Here is a 22,202-nt window from a genome sequence, read left to right on the forward strand (position 1 = left end):
CGGACCCGTCCACCGATCCCGTCGCCACCCGACGCCCCTACCGGTCGCGGGTGCGTCGTCGCCCTGGCGTCGCTGCGGTCAGGCTCGGTCAATCATGGACAGTTACCGTTCGGACCGAACGGTAACTGTCCATGATTGGCGAAGTGGCACCGCCGGCGGGTCAGCTTGTCTGGCAGGGGGTGCCGTTGAGGCGGAACTCGGTCGGGCGGTCGTTGGTGCCGGAGTAGGTGGCCTGGAAGCCGAAGGTCACCGTGCCGTTGGTCGGCAGGCTGCCGTTCCACGCGGCGTTGCGCGCGGTCACGTTCCGCCCGGACTGGGTGACCTGCGCGTTCCACCCGTTGGTGACCTGCTGGTTGCCGCTGAAAGACCAGGTCACGGTCCAGCTGGTGAGGGCGGGGCCGCGGTTGGTGACGCGTACGTCGGCGGTGAACCCGTTGTTCCACTGGTTTGCCGTCCAGTTGACCGTGCAGGCGGCCGGTCCGGGCGTGGTCGGGGTCGGGGTGGGCGTGGGCGGCGTCGGGGTGGGCGTGGGCGTGTCCCGGGGCGGAAAGCGCAGGATGCGGTCGTCGTTGGCCGCCGGGGTGCCCCGGCCGTCGCGGTTGCTCGTGGTGACCCAGAGCCAGCCGTCGGGGCCGTACTCCACCGTGCGCAGTCGCCCGTAGGCGCCGACCAGCTCGGCGGTGGGGGTGCCGACACCCCCGGAGCCGTTCAGCGGCACGTTCCACAGCCGGTTGCCGCGCAGGCTGGCCACGAACAGCCGGTTGCCGGCGATGGTGGCACCGCTGGGCGACGCCTCGGCCGGGGTCCAGGTGATCAGGGGGTCCCGGAATCGGGGATCGTTCGCCCGCCCCTCGACCGTGGGCCAGCCGTAGTTGCCGCCCGCGACGATCAGGTTGACCTCGTCCCAGGTGTTCTGACCGAACTCGGTGGCAGATAGTCGGCCCTGGGCGTCCCAGGCCAGACCTTGCACGTGGCGGTGGCCGAGACTGTAGACCGGCGAGCCGGCGATCGGATTGCCCGGTGGGACGGAGCCGTCCGGCCGGATCCGCAGGATCTTGCCGTTGCGACTCTGCGGGTCCTGTGCGGTGGCGGTCTGTCCGGCGTCACCGACCCCGACGTAGAGCAGCCCGTCCGGACCGAAGGCGATCCGGCCGCCGTTGTGGATCGCCGCCCGGGCCAGCCCGGTGAGGATCGGCTCCTGGTTCTGCGGCGTTGCGAGCCGGAATCGGGCGATCCGGTTGTCGGTCGCGGTGGTGAAGTAGACGTAGATCCAGCCGTCCTGCGGGTAGCTCGGGGAGACGGCGAGGCCGAGCAGGCCGCCTTCGCTGGTCGCCGTGACACCGGATATCTGGGCGACCGGCTCGGGCTGCTGGCCCGGGCGTACCCGCACCACCTGACCGGTGGGGCGTTGGGCCACCAGGGCGCTGCCGTCGGGCAGGAAGTCCATCCCCCACGGCACCTGGAGCCCGGTGGCGACCGTCTCCGGCCGGGTGAGGTCGAAGTCGCCGACGGCGAGCAGCCCGGGCGCTGCGTCACCGGCGGTGCCGGGCGGGCGTTCTGCGGTCGGGACCGCGCCGGCGAGGCCGCCGACGCCGACAGCGCCGGCGACCAGCCCGGCGGTGAGTACGGCTCCGACCACGAGTCGGATCTTCATGGCACCCCCTTAGATATTGATAGTTTTCAATGTATCACCGCCGCCGCGACCCGTCCGAGCGCGCCGGACGCCCCGGACCGCTGACGCAGCGACGACACGCCCGCAACCCACGGTCACCAGGACCGGCGCCGCATGTTATTCTCCGGCGTCGATCTCCGCAGCGCGGACCCGGATCGGGTCGTTTGTCGCAAAGGACACCCTCCCGATGCCGGCCCTGCCCGCCCCGAGTACGCCACCGGACACGGTGGAACCTCCGGCCGCTGGCGCGTTCGCATTCGTCTTCACCCGGTTGCCGGCGCTGTTGCGGCTCTCCTGCGGCCTGGCCGGCGCGGTGGTGGCGCTCGCCGTGCGTACCCCGCCGGTGCGCCTGGAACTGCTGCTGCCGGCCGTGGCGGCGCTGACCGCGTGGTCGATCTGGTACGCGCTACGCGCCTGGCGGCACCGCGTCGGCGCGGCACTGATCGCCGGGGACGTAGCCTTGACCAGTGCCACCTGCCTGGCGATGCCGGTGCTGGTCGCGCCGGAGGTGCTGCCCGGCGAGGCAAGTTGGATCGCGGTGCTGGCCAGCGTCACCGTGATCAACGCACAGGCGACCGCGCCAGCGGGCTGGTCGATTCCGGCCGGTCTGCTGGTCACCGCCGCCTACGCGACGGGGGCGTACACGGCCGGCGACACCGCCGAGGCGAGCGCACACGCGGCGACGCTGCTGGTGCAGACCGCCTGCACGGCGATGCTGACCGCGGTGATGCGCCGGCGCATGGCCCGGGCCGATGCCGCCTTCGTGGCGGATCAGCGGGCCGCCCGGGAGGCACTGGTGGCCCGTACCGCCCGGGAGGCGGAACGGCAGCAGAACCGCGACCTGCACGACACCGTGCTGGCCACGCTCACCATGGTCGGGCTCGGCGCGGTTGCCGGCCCGTCCGCGGCGCTGCGCGAACGGTGCGCCGCCGACCTGCGTACCCTCGCCGCCCTGGCCGAGGCCCGGTCGGTGCCGGGCGGCACCGACCGGGTGGACGACCGCCTGCGCGAGGTGCTCACCCGGCTGCCCGGCCTGCCGGTCACCGCCGATCTCTCGCCGTGCACGGTGCCGGCGCCGGTCGCCGAGGCGATCGCGGAGAGCGCACACGCCGCGCTGTCCAACGTGTCCCGGCACGCGCCCGGCGCCTCGACGGTGCTGCGGCTGCGGCGGCTCGCCGGCACCATCGCGGTCGAGGTGATCGACGACGGTCCCGGCTTCGACCCGGCCACGGTCCCCGCGCACCGGTACGGCCTGCGCGAGTCGGTACGCGGCCGGATGGCGACGGTCGGCGGGCGGGTCGACGTGGAATCAACGCCCGGTCAGGGAACCCGGGTCCGACTGGAGTGGTCGGATGTCGGCTGAACCGGACACGACCCGCAACGGGCGGGCACGGTGGGGCACGATACCGGCGCCGCGTACGCCGGAAGTGGCCGACGAGGTCGGCGCGGGCCGCGCGGCGGCCGCGGTGGCCCGCACCTCCGACCGGGGTGCCCGGATCGTGGCGGTGACCATCGCGCTGGCCTGGCACCTGGCGATCGGGCTGCCCGCGGTGCTGGCCGCCCGGGCGGAGCTGGCGGTGCCGCTGGTGGTGCTCGGCGGCTGGCTGCTGGTGGCGTCCGCCGGGGTGTACGCCGGGATCCGGCTGCTGCGCGACGCCCCGCTGCCGGCACCGCCGCTGGCCGGGCTGCTGCTGGCGGTCGACGTGGCGGTCTTCGCCGCGGTCGGCCGGCCGCACCTGTTCAGTCCGGCCAACTGGGTCTGGGGCACGCTCGCCTGGTTCTTCGTGGTGATCCTCTGGGGCCGGCCGGTGCGCTGGCTGCTCGCCCTGCTCGCCGCCCACGCGGCCACCGCGCTGACGGCCGTCGCACTGTACGGCGCCACCGGCGCCGCTGACCTGACCCGCTCCGCGATGGCCCTGTACGGCACGTCGTCGCTGCCGGCGGCCGTCTTCGCCGGGGCCACGGCGCTCGCCGTGCTCTCCCGCGGCCGGGCCGCCACCGCCGCCACCGCGAACGCGCTGGTGGCCGACCGCGAGGCCGCCGAGCGGGCCCGACTCGACCGGCGCGAGCGGCTGGCCCTGGTCAGCGGCGCCGCCGAGGACGTGCTGACCGAGTTGGCGCAGGGGCGCGCCGATCCGGCCGACCCCGAGGTGCAGCGACGCTGCGTACGCGCCGCCGGCCGGCTGCGGCGGCTGATCGCCGAGTCGGACGACGTGCCCCATCCACTGCTGCACGAGCTGCGCGCCGCCGCCGACCTGGCCGAACGCAACGGCCTGCCGATCGACCTGGTCACCATCGGTACGCCGCCACCGCTGCCGGTGCGGGTCCGCCGGAGCCTGGCCGATCCGCTCACCGCCACCCTCGCCGACGCGCGGGACTGGGCCCGGCTGACCGTCGTCGCCGGTCCGGACGAGGTGGTGATCGGTCTGGTCACCCCGGACCGGGCGGGTCCCGGAGCCACCGGTCCTCCGCCGGATGATGGTGATGGTCAGGTCGAGCACCTAGACGAACGGGACGGGAAGATCAGATGGACGCAGACGCGCTGGCGGCGGTGACGCCGGGGCGGCCCGTCGGCGTGGCGATCGTGGACGACCACCCGGTGGTCATCGACGGGGTCCGCGCCTGGCTGGCCACCGAGCCGCGGCTGATCGTGCTGGCCACCGGCGACGATCCCGACGAGGTGCTGCGGGCCGCGCCCGAGGCCGACGTCGTCCTGCTCGACCTCCGGTTGCACGGCCGGGTGGTCCTGGACAAGCTGGCCGAGCTGAGCGCCGCCGGCCGGCGGGTGGTGGTCTACTCCGAGCACTCCGACCCGCAGACGATGCTCGCCGCCCTGGATGCCGGGGCGGTGGCCTTTCTCGCCAAGCACGAAGGGCGGGAACACTGTGTGGCGACCGTCCTGGACGCGGCGGCCGACCGCCCGTACGTGGCGCCCGCGCTGGCCGGGGCGATCGTCGGCGATTCGCGGCCGGGCCGGCCGGTGCTGTCGGACCAGGAACGCGAGGCGCTGCTGCTGTGGTTCCAGTCGATGTCGAAGGCGTCGGTGGCGCGCCGGATGCGGATCAGCGAGCACACGGTCAAGCAGTACGTCGACCGGGCGCGGATCAAATACACCCGGGCGGGCCGGCCGGCGGCCACGAAGGCGGCCCTACTCGCCCGCGCGATCGAGGACGGGCTCGTCCGACCGGAGGAAATCGGTATCTACCGGTCGCAGGCGTCGACCGATTGGCCGACCCCCTAACGGGTGTCATGACAGCCCGGGTCGGGCTGGGCGAGGCTCGTCCGCAGATGCCGTCTGCACCGGAGGTCCGTGACGATGCACGATGACGCGTCCCCCTTCTTCATCGCACCGCATCGCTTCGACGCGGTGGACGACGACACCGGCCCGGTCCTGGACCGGCGGCACGAACTGGTGCCGGAGAGCGGCGAGCGGGTACTCGGTCGCCACCGGCTGGACGTGGCGGGCTACCTGCTCGGCCCGACCGAGGCCTGGCACCGGTGGGCGCTGCCTGCTCCGGTGACGCTCACCGTCACCGACCGCCGGATGGCCTACGTCGGCACGGGTTCACAGCTCGCCCTCATCGGTGCCCGGCATCGCCGGGGGGCTCGGATGCCGGGGCTGGTCAGCGGGCAGATCCGCTGGCAGTGGCCGTCCCGGCTGGAGCTGCTGCCGGCCGCGGCGGGCCGTCCCGCGCGGTTGCTGGTGGTCTGCGACGCGCTGCGCACCATCCAGCAGCCCGCGCTCGCCCTGGTCGGGCCGGGCGAGCAGATCGACGAGTTGGCCCGGCGGGTCCGTCGCGCGGTGGCCACGTTCCGCCTGACCCGACCCGAACTGGTGGACCTGTCCCCGCCGGAGCGGGACGTGCTGTCCCGCCTCGCCCTCGTCGCGCCGCACGCCACCCAGACGCGGGTGATCCTGCCCGGGTCGCTGCCCGTCGAGTTCCACTCACGCGACGACTACTACCGGCCACGGCACGCCGGCCAGTTGGCGTACGGCGCGGCATCGGGGCAACGCTGAGCGGGCGCTGAACAGGCCACCGGGCATGGGCGTCGGGGCCGGGCCCGCAGCGCGGTCAGGCAGTCGGGGTACGGCGGCCGGCCGCGTCGAGCGCCGCGGCTTCCTCCAGGGTCGGTGCGGTGCCGTCGAGGTGAGCCGGCAGCCACCACCGGTCCTCCGGACCGGACGGCCGGTCCGGGTACTCCCGCTGGGCCCGGTCGACCAGCGCGTGCAGTCGAGACCGCAGGTCGGCACTCATCGCACCGGCGTCCGGGTACGCGGACGGGTCCATCGGCTCGCCGACCAGGATGGTGATCGGCGTGTGCCGCCGGGTGAGCGTGCGTGGCCGGCCCTTGGTCCACAACCGCTGGGTGCCCCACAGGGCGACCGGCAGCACCGGCACGCCAGCCTCGCGGGCCATCCGGGTGGCCCCACTCTTGAGTTCCTTGACGGTGAAGGACCGACTGATCGTCGCCTCCGGGAAGACGCCGACCACCTCGCCGTCCCGCAACGCCCCCACCGCGGCGGCGTACGACTCGGCACCCGCGCGCCGGTCCACCGGGATGTGCCGCATCCCCCGCATCAGCGGCCCCGACACCCGGTGCCGGAACACCGAATCCTTCGCCATGAACCGGACGAGCCGCTTCGACTCCAGCGCACCCAGCCCGCAGAAGATGAAGTCCAGGTAGCTGACATGGTTGCTGGCCAGCACCGCCCCGCCGGTACGCGGCACGTGATGGTCGCCGTCGACGGTGATCTTCAGGTCGAGCACCCGGAACATCGTCTTGGCGGCAGCGATCACGGGCGGGTACACGAGTTCCGGCATCCGGCAACTTTACCCTGAGTAGGTTACGCGTCGGTAGGACGGGACGAACGCCAGCGCGCGACCGGGCTCTCCCCCGCGGGGAGAGCCCGGTCGCGCGCCCTCATTTGGCGAGCTGGTGCAGGTCGAGGCGACCACGGGCGAAGGCGTCGACCCGGCCCCAGCGGCCCGGGATGTCCAGCACCTCGATCCGCCCCATGCCCACCGGCAGCCGAGGCTCGACCGCCAGGTGCCCCTCGTGCGGTTCCAGGCCGAGCATCGTCCGCAGCAGCAACAGCGGCGCACCGGTCGACCACGCCTGCGGGCTGCACGCCGTCGGGTACTCCACCGGGAACTTCGTCTGCTCGCGCGGGTAACCGCCGAACGCCTCCGGCAACCGGCCGTCGAAATACCGGGCGGCGTCGAGGATCCCGTTGGCGATGGTCGCCGCCTCCTCGGAGAAGCCGTACCGGCGCAGGCCCCAGGCGCAGAAGGAGGTGTCGAAGGGCCAGACCGTGCCGTTGTGGTAGCCGATCGGGTTGTAGCGAACCTCCCCCTCGGCCAGCGTCCGCACCCCCCAACCGGAGAAGAGCCGCGGCCCCACCAGGTGCTGCGCGATCTGCGCGGCCCGGTCCTCGTGCACGATCCCGCTCCATAGCAGGTGGCCGATGTTGGAACTGAGCACGTCGCACTGCCGCCCGTCGGGATCCAGCCCGAGCGCGTAGTAGCCGCCGTCGGCGACCCACCAGTCCCGGTTGAACCGCTCCTTCAGCTCCGCGGCCTCCCGCTCCAACTGCTCGGCGTACGCCGGGTCGGCCCAGAACTCGCGGGCCAGCCGCGCCGCGCGCATCTTCGCGTCGTACGCGTACCCCTGCACCTCGCAGGTGGCCCGTGGGAACGGCGGCAGCGTGCCGTCGGCGTACGAAATGGAGTCCCAGGAGTCCTTCCAGCACTGGTTCTCCAGGCCCTTGTCGGTGTTGCGTCGCTCGTACCAGATGTAGCCGTTGCCGACCAGGTCGGCGTGCTCGTCGATCCACCGCAACGCCCTTCGGCACTCCTGCTCCAGCTCCTTGACCAGCGCGACGTCGCCACTCCACTTCTCGTACTCGTCGAGCAGCACCACAAACAACGGCGTGGCGTCCACCGATCCGTAGTACGGCGAGTGCGGCTGCTCCTCGAACGCGGCGCTCTCGCCGTAGCGCATCTCGTGCAGGATCCGGCCCGGGTCCTCCTCCCGGAAGTCGTCGAACCGGGCGCCCTGCAGGGCGGCCAGGATCCGCAGCGTGGTGGCGCTCAGGTCCGGCGTGAACGGCAGCGTCTGCAGGCAGGTCAGGATGCTGTCCCGGCCAAACATGGTCATGAACCAGGGCAGACCGGCGGCGGGGAGCGTCTGGCCGCCGAGCGACAGCGGTGCGAAGCGCAACGCGGCCAGGTCGATCACGCATCGCTGGTACGTCGCGGAGAGCTGCCCGTGTTCGCTGTTCACCTTCGGTGCCTTGGCGATCCACTCCTCCAGGTCCTGCTGCAGGGCGAGCCGCTCGTGGCCGTGGATGCTCAGCCCGATCCGCAGGTCCTTTCCGCCCGGGCCGAGCGCCACCGTCTGTACGTCGATGGCGGTGTCCCACTGTTCGTTCGGCTCCAGGTGCACGGTGTAGGCGAAACCGCTGCGGTCGTACCGCGCCGGCGTCGAGGAGGCAATGATCGTTTCCCGCTTGAAGTTCCCGCGCCGGTAGCCGAGGCGCAGTTTGTCCGGCTCCACCTCGGAGTAGATTTCGCCCTTCTTGTTCAGGATCTCGTCCTTGACCTCGAACAGGTCGGCGAAGTCGCAGTCGGCGTCCATCCTGATCTCCAGGTCGACCGCCTTCTCGTCGTGGTTGAGGATGGTGATGGTCTCCCGGAAGCTCGCGCCGACGGCCCGCTCCCGGATGATCGACAGCTTCGCGTCGACGTAGTGCGTGGCCAGGCCGGGCACCAGGAAGAAGCGCGATTCGTAGTACTGGAGGTCGTCGTAGGAGAGCACATTGAGCCGCTCACCGTTGACCGTCAGGATCCATTTCGACAGGAAACGGGTGTCGATGGAGAACAACCCGGTCGGCTCCGTCGGCGTCGCCTCGATGTCTCCGGTCGCCTCCGAGACGACGAATGTGTTGCCGTCCAGGATCCGAACGGTGTGGCTCGGCGCCATCAGCGCACCCCCTTCCGATAGCGACGCGGTCCCTGGGCGTGCGGCGGCCCCGGAAAGATCCGTTCCATCTGCACCACCAGGCGGGCGTCACCGGTCAACGTCATGTCCCCGCGCAACAGCGCCGCCAGCCCGTTCTCCCGGCCGGCGGCCAGTCCCTCGAACATGGCCGGGGTCGCGCCGATTACCGCGTCCGCCTCCATGTCCTCCTGGCTGACCCGGATTTCCCCCCGGTCGATCCGGACCAGCCAGTGCCTGGTCTGCGGCCCCTCGTGCAGGTCGATACGCAGGGTTCCGGAGGACTTCGCCAGCAGGGGGTCGTACCCCCGGCGGTCGAGTTCCTTGAAGAACCGTGTGGTCGCATCCGCCATCGGGCGCTCCTCCCGGTCGCTCGTGTCCTCAGGCGGGTCCCCGCCCGGTGCGGGGTCAATCTCGCCCGGATCGGGTGAGGTTGACCCGGCGGCGGTACGCGTCGACGCCGGCTCCTCGGGAGGAACCGGCGTCGATCGGCGGGAGGGTCAGTTGTTGGGGTCGTCGGCGCTGATGTCGGCGAGCACCGACTGCGGCTCCCGCTCCACGGCCAGGTCGCCCATTGACACGAGGCCGATCAGCCGGCCGTCCTCGATCACCGGCAACCGCCGTACGGCGTACGTCCGCATCAGGTCGGCGGCGGCCACGGCGTCGTCGTACTGACTCACCGTGACCACGTCCTTGGTGGTGATCTGGTTGAGCCGGGTGGTGCTCGGGTTCATGTTCTCCGCAACACCCCGAACCGCAATATCACGGTCCGTGATGATTCCGACCACGTTGTCGCCGTCGGTCACCACCACGTCCCCGATCGCGGAGTCACGCATCTCCTGGGCCGCCGCGACGAGCGTGTCGTTGCCGTCCATGGTCACCAACCTGGTCGTCATGAACTCTCCGACCGTTGTCATGGTGCCTCCCTCTCGGTGTAGGGCAACCACGGTCTACCCGACGGCCGCGACCAGTAACGCCCGCCGCGCCGCGCCGGCCCGGGTTCATGCGGACCGACGCGGCGCGGTGGGCGGCAGGGCAGGACCGCTCAACGGCAGGAGAGTCAGCGGGGCGGGGCGCCGTAGAGACGTTCGACGTGCAACCGCAGCACGAGCCGCCGCTCGGCGACCATGGCGCGGCGGTAGTCGTCCCAGTCCGGGTGCTCCCCGCGCACCGACCGGTAGAGCCCCACGAGTTCCTCGACCGTCGCGTCGCCCGGCTCCACCGCGACCGGGGTCAGCTCGGCCCGCGCCTCCGCCACCGCGTACGCCCAGCCGTCGTCGCTGGCGACGTGGAAGCTGGCGCGCGGATCGCGGCGCAGGTTGGCGGTTTTCGCCCGGGTGTCGGTCACCGACACCCGGATCAGCCCGTGCTCCCGGTCGAAGGCATAGACCACGTTGGACAGCTGCGGTCGCCCGTCCCGCTTGATGGTCGCCAGCACCCCCAACGACCGGCTCGCGATGAGGTCGCCCAGCGCCCGCTGGGTCGCATCGTCGGTCACGGCATCCTCCAGATCGGCGTTCGGGCGGAGCTCAGCCCTCCGCGGCCACCAGCTCGGCGAGCTGCACCGCGTTGAGCGCGGCACCCTTGCGCAGGTTGTCGTTGGAGCAGAACAGCGCCAGCCCGTGCTCGACGGTCTCGTCGGCACGGATCCGACCGACGTACGTCGGGTCCTGACCGGCGGCCTGCAACGGGGTCGGTACGTCGGTCAGCGCCACGCCGGGCGCGTCGGAGAGCAGCTCCAGCGCCCGCTGCGGGCTGATCGGCCGGGCGAACCGGGCGTTGATCTGGAGCGAGTGCCCGGTGAACACCGGGACCCGGACGCAGGTGCCGGAGACCTTCAGGCCGGGGATCTCCAGGATCTTGCGTGTCTCGTTGCGGAGCTTCTGCTCCTCGTCGGTCTCCGCCGACCCGTCGTCGACGATCGACCCGGCGAGCGGGAGCACGTTGAACGCGATCGGCCGGGCGAACGAACGGGGCGCGGGGAAGTCCACCGCGGCACCGTCGAAGGTCAGGCCGGACGCGGTCTCGGCGACCTTGCGGACCTGCTCGTCCAGTTCGGCGACGCCGGACAGCCCGGCACCGGAGACCGCCTGGTACGTCGCGACGACCAGGCTGACCAGCTCCGCCTCGGCGTGCAGCGGGCGCAGCACCGGCATCGCGGCCATGGTGGTGCAGTTCGGGTTGGCGATGATGCCCTTCGGCCGCAGCGCGGCGGCGTGCGGATTGACCTCGGCGACGACCAGCGGCACCTCCGGGTCCATCCGAAACGCCGAGGAGTTGTCGATGACGACCGCACCGCCGGCGGCGACCCGCGGCGCCAACTCCTTGGCCGTGCCCTTGCCGGCCGAGAAGAGCACGATGTCCAGCCCCGAGTAGTCGGCGGTGGCCGCGTCCTCGACGGTGATCTCCTCGCCGCGCCACGGCAGCGTACGCCCGGCCGACCGGGCCGAGGCGAACAACCGCACCTGCTCCGCCGGGAACTCGCGGTCCGCCAGCACCTGCCGCATCACGCCACCGACCTGGCCGGTGGCCCCCACAATGCCGATCCTCATGCCCGCGAGGCTACCCAGCCGGCCAGTGGCGGCGGGAACGCTTTCCCACCGCCCGGGCCGGTTATCGCCTGGATCAGGGCGTGGCGTCGATCACCTCACCCAGCTCCGTCACGACGAGTTCATCCCTGATCAGCGCGGCGTCACCCTCGATGACCAGGGTCATCGACTCCGGGTGCAGGTGGGTCGTGGCGGCCGCCGAAACCTGCGCCACGTCGGCGGCGAGCAGCGCCTCGCGCAGCCGGGCGTGGTAGTCGTCCGGCAGGTCGTGCACCACCAGCGTGGTCAGCGCGCCGGCGATCGCCCGAGGGCTCTGCAACTCGACCGAGAGCTGCCCCGCCCGCCAGGACCGGGCCACCGCCAGCTCGTCCTCGGTCACCCCGCCGGCCTGGGTACGGGCGATCTCGCCGACCGCCTCCACCAGGGCGGGCGCGGTGACCGCGGTCTGCACCCCCGAGCTGACCGCGAACCGGCCGAACCGGCGGGACGAGGCGAAGTCGCCCCGGATGCCGTACGTGTAGCCGCGTACCTCGCGGATGAGGTGGTTCAGCCGGGAGGTGAACGCCCCGCCGAGCACCGTGCCGGCGAGGGCGATCGGCACGTGGTCCGGGTGGGCCCGGTGCGGCGCCGGATGCCCGAGCCGCAGCGTGGACTGCACCGAGCCGGGCCGGTCGACCAGGATGATCCGGCGGCCGGTGTGCAGCGGCACCTCGATCGGCGCGCCCCGGTCCACCGGCCCGCCGCCGGCGCCGGCGAACGCCGCCGCGGCGAGCGCGTCCAGGTCGATCCGGTCCAGGTCACCGGCGACCACCAGGGTCCCCGGGCGGATGAACCACTCGGAATGGAAGACGGTGACGTCCTCCACGTCCAGGGCGGCCACCGACCCCGGGTCGCCGTACATCGGGCGGCCCCAGCGGTTGTCGACGCCGAACAGGTCGGCGCGCAGCACCGCGTCGGCGCGCGGACCCGGGTTGGCCCAGTCCATCCGCAGCGCGGTCGCCTCGTCGTCGCGGACCCGCCGCACGTCGTCCGGGTCCAGCTTCGGCGTACGCACCGCCTCGGCGAGCAGTTCCACGGCCGCGCCCAGCCGGTCCACCGGCACCTGCACGCTGGCCTGGAAGGTGTCCCAGTCCAGCGCGGTCACCAGCTCGGTGCCGAGCGCCTCGATGGCGAGCGCGTACGCGGTGGCGTCGCGCCGGGTGGTGCCCTCCTCCAGCGCCTTGGCCAGCACCCCGCCGAGCCCCTCCTTGCCCACCGGCTCCCGGCCGGCCCCCGCGTCCAGCAGCAGCAGCGCGACGGCGAGGTTCTGCCCCGGCAGGTGCGCGGCAACGACCTGACCGCCCGCCACGGCCCGGCGGACCACCTGCGGGAAGCGGTACGGTCGGGCCGCACCCGGACCGGGGCGATCGGCGATGAGCGTCACTGAGCCATCCTTTCGTTCGCGGCTGCGGGGCTCGCGCCCTCCAGGTCACGGCGCTCCGCCGGGCCGCGCCGCTCACTCCTCGCGCTCACTGAGCAATCCTTTCGTTCGCGACTGCGGGGCTCGCGTGCGCCGGGCCACGGCGCTCCTCCGGGCCGCGCCGCTCACTCCTCGCGCTCACTAGGCTTTCTCCTCTGGAAGGTAGGTCAGGGTCACCCGGTCGGCGGCCAGCACCTCGACGGCCGCCTCGGCGATCTGGTCGGCGGTCACCGCGAGCCAGGCCGGCAGCCGCTCGGCGACGGTGGCCGGGTCGCCGAACTGGGTGGCGTACCGGCCCAGCGCGTCCGCCCGGCCGTCCACCGTGGACATCTGTCGCCACCAGGCGGTGCTCAGCAGCGCCTTCGCGCGGTCCAGTTCGGCGGCGGTGACCGGCACGGTGGCCAACTCGTCGACCACCTCGGCCAGCCCGGCGGCCAGCCGTTCGCCGCCGACCCCGGGACGCGCGGTGGCGGTGGCGATCAGCGGCGCCGGGGCATGCGCCAGGTCCACCCCGTACGCCCCGACCAGGTCCGGCTGGGCGATCCGCTCCCCGTCGGCGAGGCGCTGGTAGAGCCGGCTGCCCCGGCCACTGCCGAGCACGGTGGCCAGCACGGTCACCACGTCGTAGCCCGGGCTGCCGAACGGGTACGTCCGGTGCGCCAGGTACACCCGGGGCGCTGGCACGTCGGTGACCACCGTCTCCTCGGCCGGTACGCCGGTGGCCGGCACCATCCGGCCGTCCGGTGCGGACGGGATGTCCGGCCGGGGCGGAATGGCGCCGAAGTACTTCTCGGCCAGCGCCACGACCTCGTCGGCGGTGGCGTCGCCGACCACGGTCAGCACCGCGTTGTTCGGCGCGTAGTAGGTCTGGTGAAACGCCTGGAAGGTGGCCAGGTCGGCGGCGTTCAGGTCGGCCATCGAGCCGATGGTGGCGTGGTGGTACGGGTGGCCCGGCGGGTAGAGCAGCGGCAGCAGCCGCAACCAGGCGTCGCCGTACGGCACGTTCTCGTAGCGCTGCCGGCGCTCGTTCTTGACCACGTCCCGCTGGTTGTCCAGCGTCTCCTGGGTCAGCGCCGGCACCAGGCCGCCCATCCGGTCGGCCTCCAACCAGAGCGCCAACTCCAGGTGCTCGGCCGGCACCGTCTCGAAGTAGTTCGTCCGATCCGGGTTGGTGGTGGCGTTGAGCGATCCGCCCGACCCCTGCACCAGCTTCATGTGCTCGGTCTTCGCGACGTTCACCGAGCCCTCGAACATCAGGTGCTCGAAGAGGTGCGCGAAGCCGGTCTGTCCGGCCGGCTCGTGCCGCGAACCGACGTCGTACCAGAGGTTGACCGCCACCGCCGGTGCGGTGCGGTCCTCGCTGACCACCACGCGCAGGCCGTTGTCCAGTCGGGTCGTCGAGATGGGCCAGGGGTAACCGCTGTCGGGCATGGCCCCGACGCTATCCGATCTCCGGGGCGCGGCGGGGCCGGGACGCGGCGGGGCATCTCGCCGCACCCGCCCCGGCCCGGCCCGGCTCCGGCCCGGCCACCCGGCCACCGAGGTCAGTCCGGCGGCTCGATGGGGGTCACCGTCTCCTCCGAGGCACGCCGTTCCAGGACGGTGTCCGGCGCGGCGTTGCGGTCGGCCTCCCGGATGTCCGACTCGGTCAGGATCGCGTCGGCCTGGGCCTCGGGGTCCGCGCTGCCGACCGCCGCCTCCTCGGGCAGCAGGTGCGCCCGCGACTCGATCCGCTCCTGGTCGCTCTTTCCGTCACTCATCCCGCTCCCTTACCCCCACGGCCTCGCAGGCATGTAAGGAAGGGCCCCTTGTTAACGCCTCGCGTACTAAAAGGGCCCCTTCCTAACACTTGGGCGGTCAGGAGCGGAACGGGCCGCGTACCTCGTAGGTGATGCCGCCGGAGGACGACCCGGAGGTGCCGCGCTGCGAGGAGAAGTAGAACCGGGTGCCGTCCGGCGAGAAGGCCGGCCCGCAGATCTCCGAACCGGACTGGCCGGTGATCCGCAGGAACGGCGCGACCACCTCGGCGGGTGTGATCACACAGATCTCCATGTTGCCGCCGTCCTCCGCCACGTAGAGGTCACCCGAGCGGGCGCCGGTGATGTTGTCCACCCCGGTCAGCGGCGCGGTGCCGGACACCAACGAGTCGTCGTACGCCAGGTCGATGCGCTGGTTGACCGCGTCGTACGCCCAGACCCGGTTGTCGCCCTTGGTGGTGAACCAGCAGGTGCCGTCGGCGTACCAGCAGCCCTCACCGCCGTTGAAACGCTTGGCTCCGGAGACCTGGTTGCGGGTGAGCGTGCTCGCCGCCGCCGGGTCCGGCACCCGCGCCCAGGTCACCGGCCCACTGGTGGCGGTGCCAGCGACCAGCACCTCCAGCGTGCCGGCGGAGAGGTTGCCCCAGCTCGTCGGCCGGAACCGGTAGAAGCAGCCATTGGTCTCGTCCTCGGTCAGGTAGATCACCCGGCGGTCCGGGTCGCAGGCGGCGGCCTCGTGCTTGAACCGACCCATCGCCGCCCGGCGTACCGCCGTCGTCCCGCCCTGCGGGTAGGTCTCGTAGACGTACCCGCGGCTGACCTCCTCGCAGGACAGCCAGGTCGCCCAGGGGGTGGCACCGCCGGCACAGTTCTGGTTGGTGCCGGAGAGGATCCGGTACGCCGAGGCGATGCTGCCGTCGGCGTTGAACCGGACCGCCGAGGCACCGCCGCCCGGGGTGATCTCGGAATTCGAGACGTAGATCCAGCCCGTGCCGGCGGCGAAGCAGGCGCCACCGTCGGGCGCGTCGTGCCAGGCGTACGACGTGCCGGCCACCGCCTGGCGGGACCGGGCGACGACCCGGCTGGTGAACCCGGTGGGCAGTTGGATGCCGTTGGCGTCGGCGGCGGCGAGCGGCCCGTACGGGCTGGGGCCGGGCTGGGCGGGGGCGGCCACGGCGGCACCGGCCCAGAGGCTGCCGGAGAAGGCGGCGGCACCACCGGCGACGGTGGCGCGCAGGACGGTACGACGATCCATCGGGTACCTCCGGTTTTGACGGCGTTCGGTGGCGCTGAAGTTACCGGCGGTTCCATCGACGGGGGTGAACGCCGAGCGAGACTTTGCCGACGCGGGGGTGAGCAGTGGCCCGAGGTCGGGTACGCTTACCGCCGTGACGCGGTGGTATCGATGGTTTAGGCAGCCGGCTCGCAGGCCGGTGACCTCACCTTGATCTGACGTCACCGTTTTCGAGCCGGCCGGGCAGGAGCTTTCGTTCCTGCCCTTTCGCGTACGAGCAGCCGGCTCGACCTGGGCACCGGCCCCGGGTGCGGTCGGCGGAAGGATGCCCACCGTGACGACCCCGGAGGACCACCGGGTCATCGACCAGCGAATCGACCGTGTCGTGCCGCTGACCACCCCGGCGCTGCTGCACCACGAGCTGCCCCTGGACGACAGCCTCACCTCGGCCGTGCTGGCCGGCCGACGCGCGGTCGGGCAGGTGCTCGACCGGGTCGACGACCGACTGCTGGTGGTGGTCGGGCCGTGTTCGGTCCACGACCCGGCCGCGGCCCTGGACTACGCCCACGGGCTGCGCGAGGCGGCCGAGCGGGTCGCCGAGGACCTGCTGGTGGTCATGCGGGTCTACTTCGAGAAGCCGCGCTCCACGGTGGGTTGGAAGGGCTTGATCAACGACCCGGGGCTGGACGGGTCCGGCGACGTCAACAGCGGCCTGCGGATGGCCCGGGCACTGCTGCTCGACGTGTTGCGCCTCGGCCTGCCGGTGGGCTGCGAGTTCCTCGACCCGATCACCCCGCAGTACATCGCGGACACGGTGGCGTGGGGGGCGATTGGGGCGCGCACCGTGGAGAGCCAGGTGCACCGTCAGCTCGCCTCCGGCCTGTCCATGCCGATCGGCATGAAGAACCGCCCCGACGGCAGCATCGCCACGGCGGTCGACGCGATCCGGGCGGCCGGCGTACCGCACGTCTTCCCCGGGATCGACGTCTCCGGCACCCCGGCGATCATGCACACCCGGGGCAACGCGGACGGCCACCTGGTGCTGCGCGGCGGTGGCGGTCGCCCGAACTACGACGCGGAGTCGGTGGCCGGCGCGCTGGACCTGCTGCGGGCCGCCGGGCTGCCGGAGCGGCTGGTGGTGGACGCCAGCCACGCCAACAGCGGCAAGGACCACCGCAACCAGCCCGCGGTGGCCGCCGACGTGGCCGGGCAGATCGCCGCCGGCCAGCGGGGCATCGTCGGCATCATGCTGGAGAGCTTCCTCGTGCCCGGCCGGCAGGACCTCGACCCCACCCGGGAGCTGACCTACGGCCAGTCGATCACCGACGCCTGCATCGGCTGGGACACCACCGACGAGGTCCTCAGCCAGCTGGCGGCCGCCGTCCGCACCCGCCGAGCCATCCACCCCCAGCCCCTTGCGACCCCAGCCTGACTACACCCCAACCCACCCCGTCGATCATGAAATTGACGGCCGAGAACGCATGATCGACGGGGTCAGGGGCCCGGTGGGCGAGGTGTTTGACCGATTCGGTCGCGGGTAGCTGAGGGCGTGACCGACGACGTACCCGTGACCGGGGCACCCACGGCACCCACCGCACCCACTGGGCCCACGACCGAGGCGCGGTTGCCCGACGCCATCCTGGCCGACGTGCCCGTGGTCGACACCGCCGCGATCGACGAGCCGACCACCGAGCTGCCCGGTACGGCCGCCGCCGTACCGGACGAGGTGGTGACCGAGGAGGTGGACACCCGGCCGCTCGACGAACTGCTCGACGACCTCTACCACGGTCAGGAGCGGATCAGCCAGGTGGACATCTACCGCCGTGCGGTCGCCGCCGAGTTGCCGGCCCAGTTGCTCTCCCGGCTCAACGCGCTGCCGCAGGGCGAGTACGCGGTTGACGAGGTGACCGACCTGCTGGGCGGTTCGGTGGGCTGACCCGCCGAACCGCGGCCGGCCCGGCCGGCACCGGCGACGAGGAGAGGACCGCGATGTCACAGCCCGAGGAACACCAGCACGAGCGGATGCCCGCACTCGCCGAGCCGCCGGAGGGCATGGACACCCTGCCCGAACCGGACTTCGCCGACGAGCACGACCGCACCGCCGTGGACCGGGACATCATCACCGGCGCGGACGAGGACGAACGCGAGCCGGAGTCGCCGCGTGGTTGGTCCGGCATGCAGCGTTGACCGCCGCATGCAGCGTTCGCGCCCGTCAGTCCCCGTGGCCCTCCGCGCCCTGCTGGGCCATCGCGTACGCCATCTGGAGGAAGTCCGACGCGGCCACCGCGGTCAACGCGGTGGCGACCAGGCGGGTGAGCCGCGGGGCGAGCACCAGTGCGCCGGTGAACCCGGTGGCCACCCAGACCGCCAGGCAGAACGGGCAGCTGAGCAGCTCGCCGATGGCGTGCCGAGCCTGGCTGCCCGAGTCGCGTACCTGCTCCATCACCTCGCCGCTGCCGATCGGCCGGTCGTACCGGGTGAAGGGAGCCCGCAGCGGGCTGGTCACAGCGTCCTTGGACAGCAGCCGGCTGAGTTTGTGGGTGGCGATGGCGAGCAGCACCACGTCGGACGTGGCGGGTCGCTCCGGCACGGTGCGCCCGGTCATCCGGACCAGACCCGCGATCGCGCCGGCCACACCGGCGTAGGTGCCCATCGCGGCCAGGTAGCCGCCGAGCGGCCGGTGCTCGTGCGGGGCGTACGCCTGGCGCAGCCGCGCCACCTTCTGCTTCAGCTCGCTCACCCGGCCTCCTTCGGTCAAGCCACGATCCGTCGCCCCGTCCCGGGGCAGGCTCCGTCGGGTCAGCCGGCCTGCAGGTTGTCGGCCACCTCGCGGGCCAGGTTGACCAGGGCCTCGTCGGCAAGCCGGTCGGTCTCCTGACCGCCACCGGCCAGGTCCAGCCGGATTCGGGCGCCGCCGGCGTCGACCGGCTCCACCCGCAGTTCGGCCGACCAGTCGGTACGCCGCGCCGCCCAGCGGGCCCGCATCTGCTCGGCGTCCTCGGCCCGGGTCGACTCCCCGGACAGCAGCGGCTCGGGCAGCCACGCGGAGACCCGGCGGGGATCGGTCGCCGTGTTGAAGACGACCTCGGGCGGTGCGGACACGCCGCGCTCCGCGTACGCCATCACAGGTCCCGCAGCCGACTCGGGTCGACCTCCCGGCCGGGGTGCCGGGCGAGGTACTCGGTCTCCAGTTCGGCGGTCCGCCGCAGGTGGTTGGCCAGCGCCGAGTCGGTCGCGTGCCGTAGCGTGTCCAGCCGGGTGCGGTGCAGGCTCTGCATCTCCCGGATGAGTTCCGCGTCGGGCAGCTCGGCCGGGTCGATGCCGGGCAGGTCGGCGTCGAACGCCGGGGCGGCCACCCGGTCGTCACCCCACTCGGGAATCCGCTGCTCGGGGCTCACCTCCGTGCCACCGGCGGGAAATCCGTCCTGTCGTCCCGATGCCGTCATCTCGCGCCCCCTCGTCCATCGTGGGCTGGCGTCTGTACGGATGCCCACGCCGGATGCGACCAAACCACCGCCGCCACTACGACACCGCGTCGGAGAGCGCCGCGCGTCCCGGTACCCTCGTGGCATGAAGCGGCTCTGGACCCCGGCGTGGATCGCCCGCCACGTGGCCATGGTCGTGCTGGTGACGTCCTTCCTCGGGCTGGGCTGGTGGCAGGTCAGCCGGGCCGCCGCTGGCAACGCCATCAGCTGGGGCTACGCCGTGGAGTGGCCGATCTTCGCGGGGTTCGTGGTCTTCGTCTGGTGGCGCGAGGTCCGCCACACGCTGCGCGGCGCGCCGCCGGCGACCACCGGCGAGGCCGAGTCGGCAACGGCAACGGCGACCACCGGCGAGCCGGACGGCCCGGCCGAAGCCGCCGGGGCGGACGGGCAGCGGCCCGGCTTCCGCCGTCCGGTACGGGTCGCCCGCGTCGCGGTCAGCGACGGCGCGGAGGATGCCGGCCTGGTCGCCTACAACCGCTACCTGTCATGGTTGAACGCCAACCCGGGCGCGAAGCCCGGCGACTACCCCGGCTGAGCCGGGCCCGGAAGGACGGACGAGAAGTGCGCGCTGCCCTCACCCGCTACCGCGTGATCGCCTGGGTCGTCGGCGTGGTGCTGATCCTGCTGGTCGTGATCGGCATGCCGCTCAAGTACGGCTTCGACAACCCGATCGTGGTGGAGACCGTGGGCCAGGCGCACGGCTTCCTCTACATGGTCTACCTGGTCGCCGCGTTCGACCTGTCCCGGCGGGCCAACTGGCCGCTCAAGCGCATGATCCTGGTGATGCTGGCCGGCACCGTGCCGTTCGTCTCCTTCTGGGCCGAGCGTCGGGTGAGTTCCCTGGTCACCGCCGAGCAGCGGGAGCGGGAGCAGGCCCCGGAGCCGGTCGCCGGCTAGGCCCTGACGGCACCAGCCGCTCATCGTCGCGGTCGCCATGGGTCCACGGTGGCCACCGGGTCCTCCCAGCCGCCATAGCTGTTCATCTCCCGGGCCCGGCGCACCGCACGGGTCACCTGGCCGAACTGGTGCTCGTCGTCGCTGCTGAACAGCAGCTCGTCCACGCCACCGCGGCGGCCCCACAGTTCGTACGCCGGCGGACGCCACCGGTCCCCCGCCGCCGCGAGCAGCACCGGCACCAGGAACACGGCGCCGAGCAGGAGGTACGCCCCCGCGGTGAGCCGTTGCAGGCCCCCGGTGAAACCGAGCAGCAGGCCGACGCCCACGATCACCACGGCGGAAACCAGGACGGCCCGCGTCGCCACCCGGTCGTGCGGCCCCCGGGTGGTGTTCAGGTGGGTCAGCTCGGCGACCCGCCAGCTGGTCCGGCCGACGGTGAACCGGTCGACCGTGACGACGATCCCGGGTCGGGCGTAGAGCAGCGTCGACTCGTTGCCGGCGGCGCCGCGCGGTGACCGCGGCGGTCTCGTCGTAGCGCCATCACGTTCCACGGCCCCTCCTCCCACGGCTGTTGGTGCCGGGTCGGCCTGCCGGCCTCTCGCATCGATGCCGGTGGACGGGATTCCCGGCTGTGCGCTTCATTGTGTGCCGCCCCCGCCAGCCCGACCGGCCGTTTCGGGTGGTCGGGCTGGCGGGCGCGGCACCAGCGCCGCCGGAAAGAGACTCCCAAGTCGGTCTTGTCGGTTATAGCGCTCAGTCAACCGGCGGCATGTGCCGAGAGCGACTAGTCCGGCATGTGCCCAGATTGCCGGGCAATCCCCAAACGGGGAATCCGACCGACCCCAGCACCATCATTGGTCCCGGCTTTCTCTGCGGGTCACTCCTGTCCCGTACTAGGTTGGGCGGGTCGGCCACGGTCGGCCGCCGTCCACCGGGACGGCGCCGGGCCGATGCCGTCGCGGAGCGTCAGCAGCCCGCGCCGGCCCTGGGAGAGGAGCATTCAAGCTCTTGTCGTCCCTGACGCACGCGCTGCGCGCCCTGACGATCGCCGCCTTCTCGCTGGCGCTGGTCGCGCCGGCCACGGTGGCCCGGGCCGAACCTTCCCCGGCCGAACTGACCCGGCGAATCGAGAAGTCCTCCGCCGAGCTGGAGCACGTGGTGGAGGCCCACAACGAGCTGCGCGAGAAGATCAAGAAGAACCAGGCCGCCGTGGGGCGGCTGCGGGACCAGATCGGCCCACTGGAGCAGCAGGCCGCGCAGAGCCGGGCGGACGTCGGCCAGCTGGCCGTGACCGCGTACAAGACCGGCAACCTCGGCGCGGTCGACGCGCTGTTGCACGGCGGCGACTCGGCGTCGGTGCTCGACCGGCTCGGCACGCTGGACCACCTGACCCGGCAACGCCAGGCGACCATCGCCAGCTACACCGCCGACCAACAGCGCCTGCTCGACGAGAAGACCCGGCTGGACGTCACGCTCAGCCGGCAGGCGGCCCAATCCCGGGAACTGACCGCGGCGAAGAAGCGGATCGAGCGGGACCTGGCCAAGCTGTACGAGCTGCGCCGGCAGGCGTACGGCCGGGCCACCGAGCGTCCCGCCAGCCGGTCGAACAGCGCCGACGACGCACCCGCGGTGTCCGGCAAGGCGGGCATCGCCGTGCGGTACGCCTACGGCGCGCTGGGCAAGCCGTACGCCTGGGGCGAGGACGGGCCGGACGGCTACGACTGCTCCGGGCTGACCTCGGCGGCCTGGCGGGCGGCGGGCAAGTCACTGCCGCACAACACCCGGATGCAGTGGGGCGTGGTGGCCCACATCAGCCGCAGCGAGCTGCGCCCCGGCGACCTCGTCTTCTATCGCAACCTCGGGCACATGGCCATCTACGTCGGCGGCGGGCAGGTCATCCACGCACCGACCTTCGGCCGCAACGTGGAGAAGCGGAGCGTGGACCTGATGCCGCCGTACGGCTACGGCCGGGTCCGCTGACCCGGTCCAACTCCAGGCTCCAACGCCTGGGCCACGGAGATGATGAACGGCCGGCTTCCCCCTATCGGACGCCGGCCGTTCCTCGTCATTACTACCAGCTCAGGCCGCCTGGAGACCCTCCGCACGGGCCAGCTCACGGAGCCGGCCGAGCGCCTGGATCTCCAGCTGCC

General features: G+C 72.5%; 25 protein-coding genes. 10 read left to right on the top strand and 15 right to left on the bottom strand.

Translation table 11 applies throughout. From position 1 onward, the window contains the following. Nucleotides 1-160: 160 nt before the first annotated feature. Nucleotides 161-1,654, bottom strand: a complete 1,494-nt coding sequence (locus tag AB0M52_RS02585; protein ID WP_363947882.1) for a PQQ-dependent sugar dehydrogenase — start codon at nt 1,652-1,654, stop codon at nt 161-163. A gap of 205 nt (nt 1,655-1,859) precedes the next feature. Between AB0M52_RS02585 and AB0M52_RS02590 the strand changes: the two genes are divergently transcribed. The 4 genes from AB0M52_RS02590 to AB0M52_RS02605 all read left to right on the top strand — a co-directional run bounded on the left by AB0M52_RS02590 (nt 1,860) and on the right by AB0M52_RS02605 (nt 5,690). Further along, a complete protein-coding gene (locus AB0M52_RS02590; RefSeq protein ID WP_363947884.1) occupies nt 1,860-3,035 on the top strand; it encodes an ATP-binding protein in 1,176 nt (391 codons plus the stop codon). Beyond that, the gene (locus AB0M52_RS02595) at nt 3,025-4,227 is read left to right on the top strand and encodes a hypothetical protein (protein WP_363947887.1); all 1,203 of its coding nucleotides are present in this window, start codon (nt 3,025-3,027) and stop codon (nt 4,225-4,227) included. The genes AB0M52_RS02590 and AB0M52_RS02595 overlap by 11 nt, the downstream gene beginning before the upstream one ends. Continuing rightward, nucleotides 4,200-4,913 carry a response regulator transcription factor gene (locus tag AB0M52_RS02600; RefSeq protein WP_363947890.1) on the top strand — a complete coding sequence of 238 codons (714 nt, stop codon included), beginning with the start codon at nt 4,200-4,202 and terminating at the stop codon, nt 4,911-4,913. Before AB0M52_RS02595 ends, AB0M52_RS02600 begins: the two co-directional genes overlap by 28 nt. Nucleotides 4,914-4,988: 75 nt before the next feature. Further along, nucleotides 4,989-5,690, top strand: coding sequence for a hypothetical protein (locus tag AB0M52_RS02605; RefSeq protein ID WP_363947893.1), 702 nt, complete (start codon nt 4,989-4,991; stop codon nt 5,688-5,690). A gap of 55 nt (nt 5,691-5,745) precedes the next feature. On the opposite strand, the gene AB0M52_RS02610 is transcribed toward AB0M52_RS02605, so the two are convergent. The 10 genes from AB0M52_RS02610 to AB0M52_RS02655 form a co-directional block, all read right to left on the bottom strand. Then, on the bottom strand, nt 5,746-6,495 hold the full coding sequence (locus AB0M52_RS02610) for a lysophospholipid acyltransferase family protein (RefSeq protein WP_363947896.1): 750 nt from the start codon (nt 6,493-6,495) through the stop codon (nt 5,746-5,748). Between the two features lie 100 nt (nt 6,496-6,595). Continuing rightward, nucleotides 6,596-8,656 (bottom strand): glycogen debranching N-terminal domain-containing protein, encoded by a 2,061-nt coding sequence (locus tag AB0M52_RS02615; protein WP_363947899.1) that lies wholly within the window; start codon nt 8,654-8,656, stop codon nt 6,596-6,598. After that, a complete protein-coding gene (locus tag AB0M52_RS02620; RefSeq protein ID WP_363947900.1) occupies nt 8,656-9,024 on the bottom strand; it encodes an SCP2 sterol-binding domain-containing protein in 369 nt (122 codons plus the stop codon). The genes AB0M52_RS02615 and AB0M52_RS02620 overlap by 1 nt, the downstream gene beginning before the upstream one ends. 147 nt (nt 9,025-9,171) lie before the next feature. After that, a complete protein-coding gene (locus AB0M52_RS02625; RefSeq protein ID WP_363947903.1) occupies nt 9,172-9,588 on the bottom strand; it encodes a CBS domain-containing protein in 417 nt (138 codons plus the stop codon). 143 nt (nt 9,589-9,731) lie between these two features. Beyond that, a complete protein-coding gene (locus AB0M52_RS02630; protein ID WP_363947906.1) occupies nt 9,732-10,169 on the bottom strand; it encodes a PPOX class F420-dependent oxidoreductase in 438 nt (145 codons plus the stop codon). A 31-nt stretch (nt 10,170-10,200) separates the two neighbouring features. After that, nucleotides 10,201-11,223, bottom strand: a complete 1,023-nt coding sequence (locus tag AB0M52_RS02635) for an aspartate-semialdehyde dehydrogenase (protein ID WP_363947909.1) — start codon at nt 11,221-11,223, stop codon at nt 10,201-10,203. Nucleotides 11,224-11,296: 73 nt separating this feature from the next. Then, nucleotides 11,297-12,643 (bottom strand): pitrilysin family protein, encoded by a 1,347-nt coding sequence (locus tag AB0M52_RS02640; RefSeq protein WP_363947912.1) that lies wholly within the window; start codon nt 12,641-12,643, stop codon nt 11,297-11,299. 177 nt (nt 12,644-12,820) lie between these two features. Beyond that, nucleotides 12,821-14,110 carry a pitrilysin family protein gene (locus AB0M52_RS02645; protein WP_363947914.1) on the bottom strand — a complete coding sequence of 430 codons (1,290 nt, stop codon included), beginning with the start codon at nt 14,108-14,110 and terminating at the stop codon, nt 12,821-12,823. Between the two features lie 113 nt (nt 14,111-14,223). Further along, on the bottom strand, nt 14,224-14,439 hold the full coding sequence (locus AB0M52_RS02650; protein WP_363947917.1) for a hypothetical protein: 216 nt from the start codon (nt 14,437-14,439) through the stop codon (nt 14,224-14,226). A 97-nt stretch (nt 14,440-14,536) separates the two neighbouring features. Beyond that, complete coding sequence (locus tag AB0M52_RS02655; protein ID WP_363947920.1) at nt 14,537-15,691, bottom strand: alkaline phosphatase PhoX; 1,155 nt, start codon at nt 15,689-15,691, stop codon at nt 14,537-14,539. Between the two features lie 304 nt (nt 15,692-15,995). On the opposite strand from AB0M52_RS02655, the gene AB0M52_RS02660 reads away from it, so the two are divergent. The 3 genes from AB0M52_RS02660 (at nt 15,996) to AB0M52_RS02670 (ending at nt 17,857) form a co-directional block, all read left to right on the top strand. Further along, nucleotides 15,996-17,102, top strand: coding sequence for a 3-deoxy-7-phosphoheptulonate synthase (locus AB0M52_RS02660; protein ID WP_363947922.1), 1,107 nt, complete (start codon nt 15,996-15,998; stop codon nt 17,100-17,102). A gap of 294 nt (nt 17,103-17,396) precedes the next feature. Next, on the top strand, nt 17,397-17,606 hold the full coding sequence (locus AB0M52_RS02665; protein ID WP_363947948.1) for a hypothetical protein: 210 nt from the start codon (nt 17,397-17,399) through the stop codon (nt 17,604-17,606). Between the two features lie 53 nt (nt 17,607-17,659). Then, entirely contained in the window at nt 17,660-17,857 is a 198-nt protein-coding gene (locus tag AB0M52_RS02670; protein WP_363947925.1) for a hypothetical protein, read from the top strand. A gap of 25 nt (nt 17,858-17,882) precedes the next feature. Here the strand turns inward: AB0M52_RS02670 and AB0M52_RS02675 are convergent, their stop codons facing one another. Genes AB0M52_RS02675 through AB0M52_RS02685 form a run of 3 tightly spaced genes read right to left on the bottom strand, consistent with a single transcriptional unit; the run spans nt 17,883 to nt 19,116 of the window. Continuing rightward, nucleotides 17,883-18,410, bottom strand: a complete 528-nt coding sequence (locus AB0M52_RS02675; protein WP_363947928.1) for a DUF1360 domain-containing protein — start codon at nt 18,408-18,410, stop codon at nt 17,883-17,885. A gap of 59 nt (nt 18,411-18,469) precedes the next feature. Then, nucleotides 18,470-18,793: a hypothetical protein gene (locus AB0M52_RS02680; RefSeq protein ID WP_363947930.1), complete on the bottom strand. Its 324-nt coding sequence runs from the start codon at nt 18,791-18,793 to the stop codon at nt 18,470-18,472. Beyond that, a complete protein-coding gene (locus AB0M52_RS02685; RefSeq protein ID WP_363947932.1) occupies nt 18,793-19,116 on the bottom strand; it encodes a DUF6158 family protein in 324 nt (107 codons plus the stop codon). The genes AB0M52_RS02680 and AB0M52_RS02685 overlap by 1 nt, the downstream gene beginning before the upstream one ends. Before the next feature lie 124 nt (nt 19,117-19,240). On the opposite strand from AB0M52_RS02685, the gene AB0M52_RS02690 reads away from it, so the two are divergent. Continuing rightward, the gene (locus AB0M52_RS02690; RefSeq protein ID WP_363947935.1) at nt 19,241-19,690 is read left to right on the top strand and encodes a hypothetical protein; all 450 of its coding nucleotides are present in this window, start codon (nt 19,241-19,243) and stop codon (nt 19,688-19,690) included. Nucleotides 19,691-19,716: 26 nt separating this feature from the next. Beyond that, a complete protein-coding gene (locus AB0M52_RS02695; RefSeq protein ID WP_111215598.1) occupies nt 19,717-20,052 on the top strand; it encodes a DUF3817 domain-containing protein in 336 nt (111 codons plus the stop codon). Between the two features lie 20 nt (nt 20,053-20,072). Here AB0M52_RS02695 and AB0M52_RS02700 read toward each other — a convergent pair whose 3' ends face one another. Then, nucleotides 20,073-20,603 (bottom strand): DUF6232 family protein, encoded by a 531-nt coding sequence (locus AB0M52_RS02700; RefSeq protein ID WP_363947938.1) that lies wholly within the window; start codon nt 20,601-20,603, stop codon nt 20,073-20,075. Nucleotides 20,604-21,060: 457 nt separating this feature from the next. Between AB0M52_RS02700 and AB0M52_RS02705 the strand changes: the two genes are divergently transcribed. Then, nucleotides 21,061-22,032 carry an NlpC/P60 family protein gene (locus tag AB0M52_RS02705; protein ID WP_363947941.1) on the top strand — a complete coding sequence of 324 codons (972 nt, stop codon included), beginning with the start codon at nt 21,061-21,063 and terminating at the stop codon, nt 22,030-22,032. The last annotated feature ends 170 nt before the right edge of the window (nt 22,033-22,202 follow it).

It is taken from the genome of Micromonospora sp. NPDC051296 (assembly GCF_040682255.1).
GTDB classification, from domain to species: domain Bacteria; phylum Actinomycetota; class Actinomycetes; order Mycobacteriales; family Micromonosporaceae; genus Micromonospora; species Micromonospora craterilacus.

What these genes read in the sequence shown, in the direction of transcription:
- AB0M52_RS02585 (WP_363947882.1), bottom strand. Translation starts at nt 1,654, where the DNA reads ATGAAGATCCGACTCGTGGTCGGAGCCGTACTCACCGCCGGGCTGGTC.
- AB0M52_RS02590 (WP_363947884.1), top strand. Translation starts at nt 1,860, where the DNA reads ATGCCGGCCCTGCCCGCCCCGAGTACGCCACCGGACACGGTGGAACCT.
- AB0M52_RS02595 (WP_363947887.1), top strand. Translation starts at nt 3,025, where the DNA reads ATGTCGGCTGAACCGGACACGACCCGCAACGGGCGGGCACGGTGGGGC.
- AB0M52_RS02600 (WP_363947890.1), top strand. Translation starts at nt 4,200, where the DNA reads ATGGACGCAGACGCGCTGGCGGCGGTGACGCCGGGGCGGCCCGTCGGC.
- AB0M52_RS02605 (WP_363947893.1), top strand. Translation starts at nt 4,989, where the DNA reads ATGCACGATGACGCGTCCCCCTTCTTCATCGCACCGCATCGCTTCGAC.
- AB0M52_RS02610 (WP_363947896.1), bottom strand. Translation starts at nt 6,495, where the DNA reads ATGCCGGAACTCGTGTACCCGCCCGTGATCGCTGCCGCCAAGACGATG.
- AB0M52_RS02615 (WP_363947899.1), bottom strand. Translation starts at nt 8,656, where the DNA reads ATGGCGCCGAGCCACACCGTTCGGATCCTGGACGGCAACACATTCGTC.
- AB0M52_RS02620 (WP_363947900.1), bottom strand. Translation starts at nt 9,024, where the DNA reads ATGGCGGATGCGACCACACGGTTCTTCAAGGAACTCGACCGCCGGGGG.
- AB0M52_RS02625 (WP_363947903.1), bottom strand. Translation starts at nt 9,588, where the DNA reads ATGACAACGGTCGGAGAGTTCATGACGACCAGGTTGGTGACCATGGAC.
- AB0M52_RS02635 (WP_363947909.1), bottom strand. Translation starts at nt 11,223, where the DNA reads ATGAGGATCGGCATTGTGGGGGCCACCGGCCAGGTCGGTGGCGTGATG.
- AB0M52_RS02645 (WP_363947914.1), bottom strand. Translation starts at nt 14,110, where the DNA reads ATGCCCGACAGCGGTTACCCCTGGCCCATCTCGACGACCCGACTGGAC.
- AB0M52_RS02650 (WP_363947917.1), bottom strand. Translation starts at nt 14,439, where the DNA reads ATGAGTGACGGAAAGAGCGACCAGGAGCGGATCGAGTCGCGGGCGCAC.
- AB0M52_RS02655 (WP_363947920.1), bottom strand. Translation starts at nt 15,691, where the DNA reads ATGGATCGTCGTACCGTCCTGCGCGCCACCGTCGCCGGTGGTGCCGCC.
- AB0M52_RS02660 (WP_363947922.1), top strand. Translation starts at nt 15,996, where the DNA reads ATGCCCACCGTGACGACCCCGGAGGACCACCGGGTCATCGACCAGCGA.
- AB0M52_RS02670 (WP_363947925.1), top strand. Translation starts at nt 17,660, where the DNA reads ATGTCACAGCCCGAGGAACACCAGCACGAGCGGATGCCCGCACTCGCC.
- AB0M52_RS02680 (WP_363947930.1), bottom strand. Translation starts at nt 18,793, where the DNA reads ATGGCGTACGCGGAGCGCGGCGTGTCCGCACCGCCCGAGGTCGTCTTC.
- AB0M52_RS02685 (WP_363947932.1), bottom strand. Translation starts at nt 19,116, where the DNA reads ATGACGGCATCGGGACGACAGGACGGATTTCCCGCCGGTGGCACGGAG.
- AB0M52_RS02690 (WP_363947935.1), top strand. Translation starts at nt 19,241, where the DNA reads ATGAAGCGGCTCTGGACCCCGGCGTGGATCGCCCGCCACGTGGCCATG.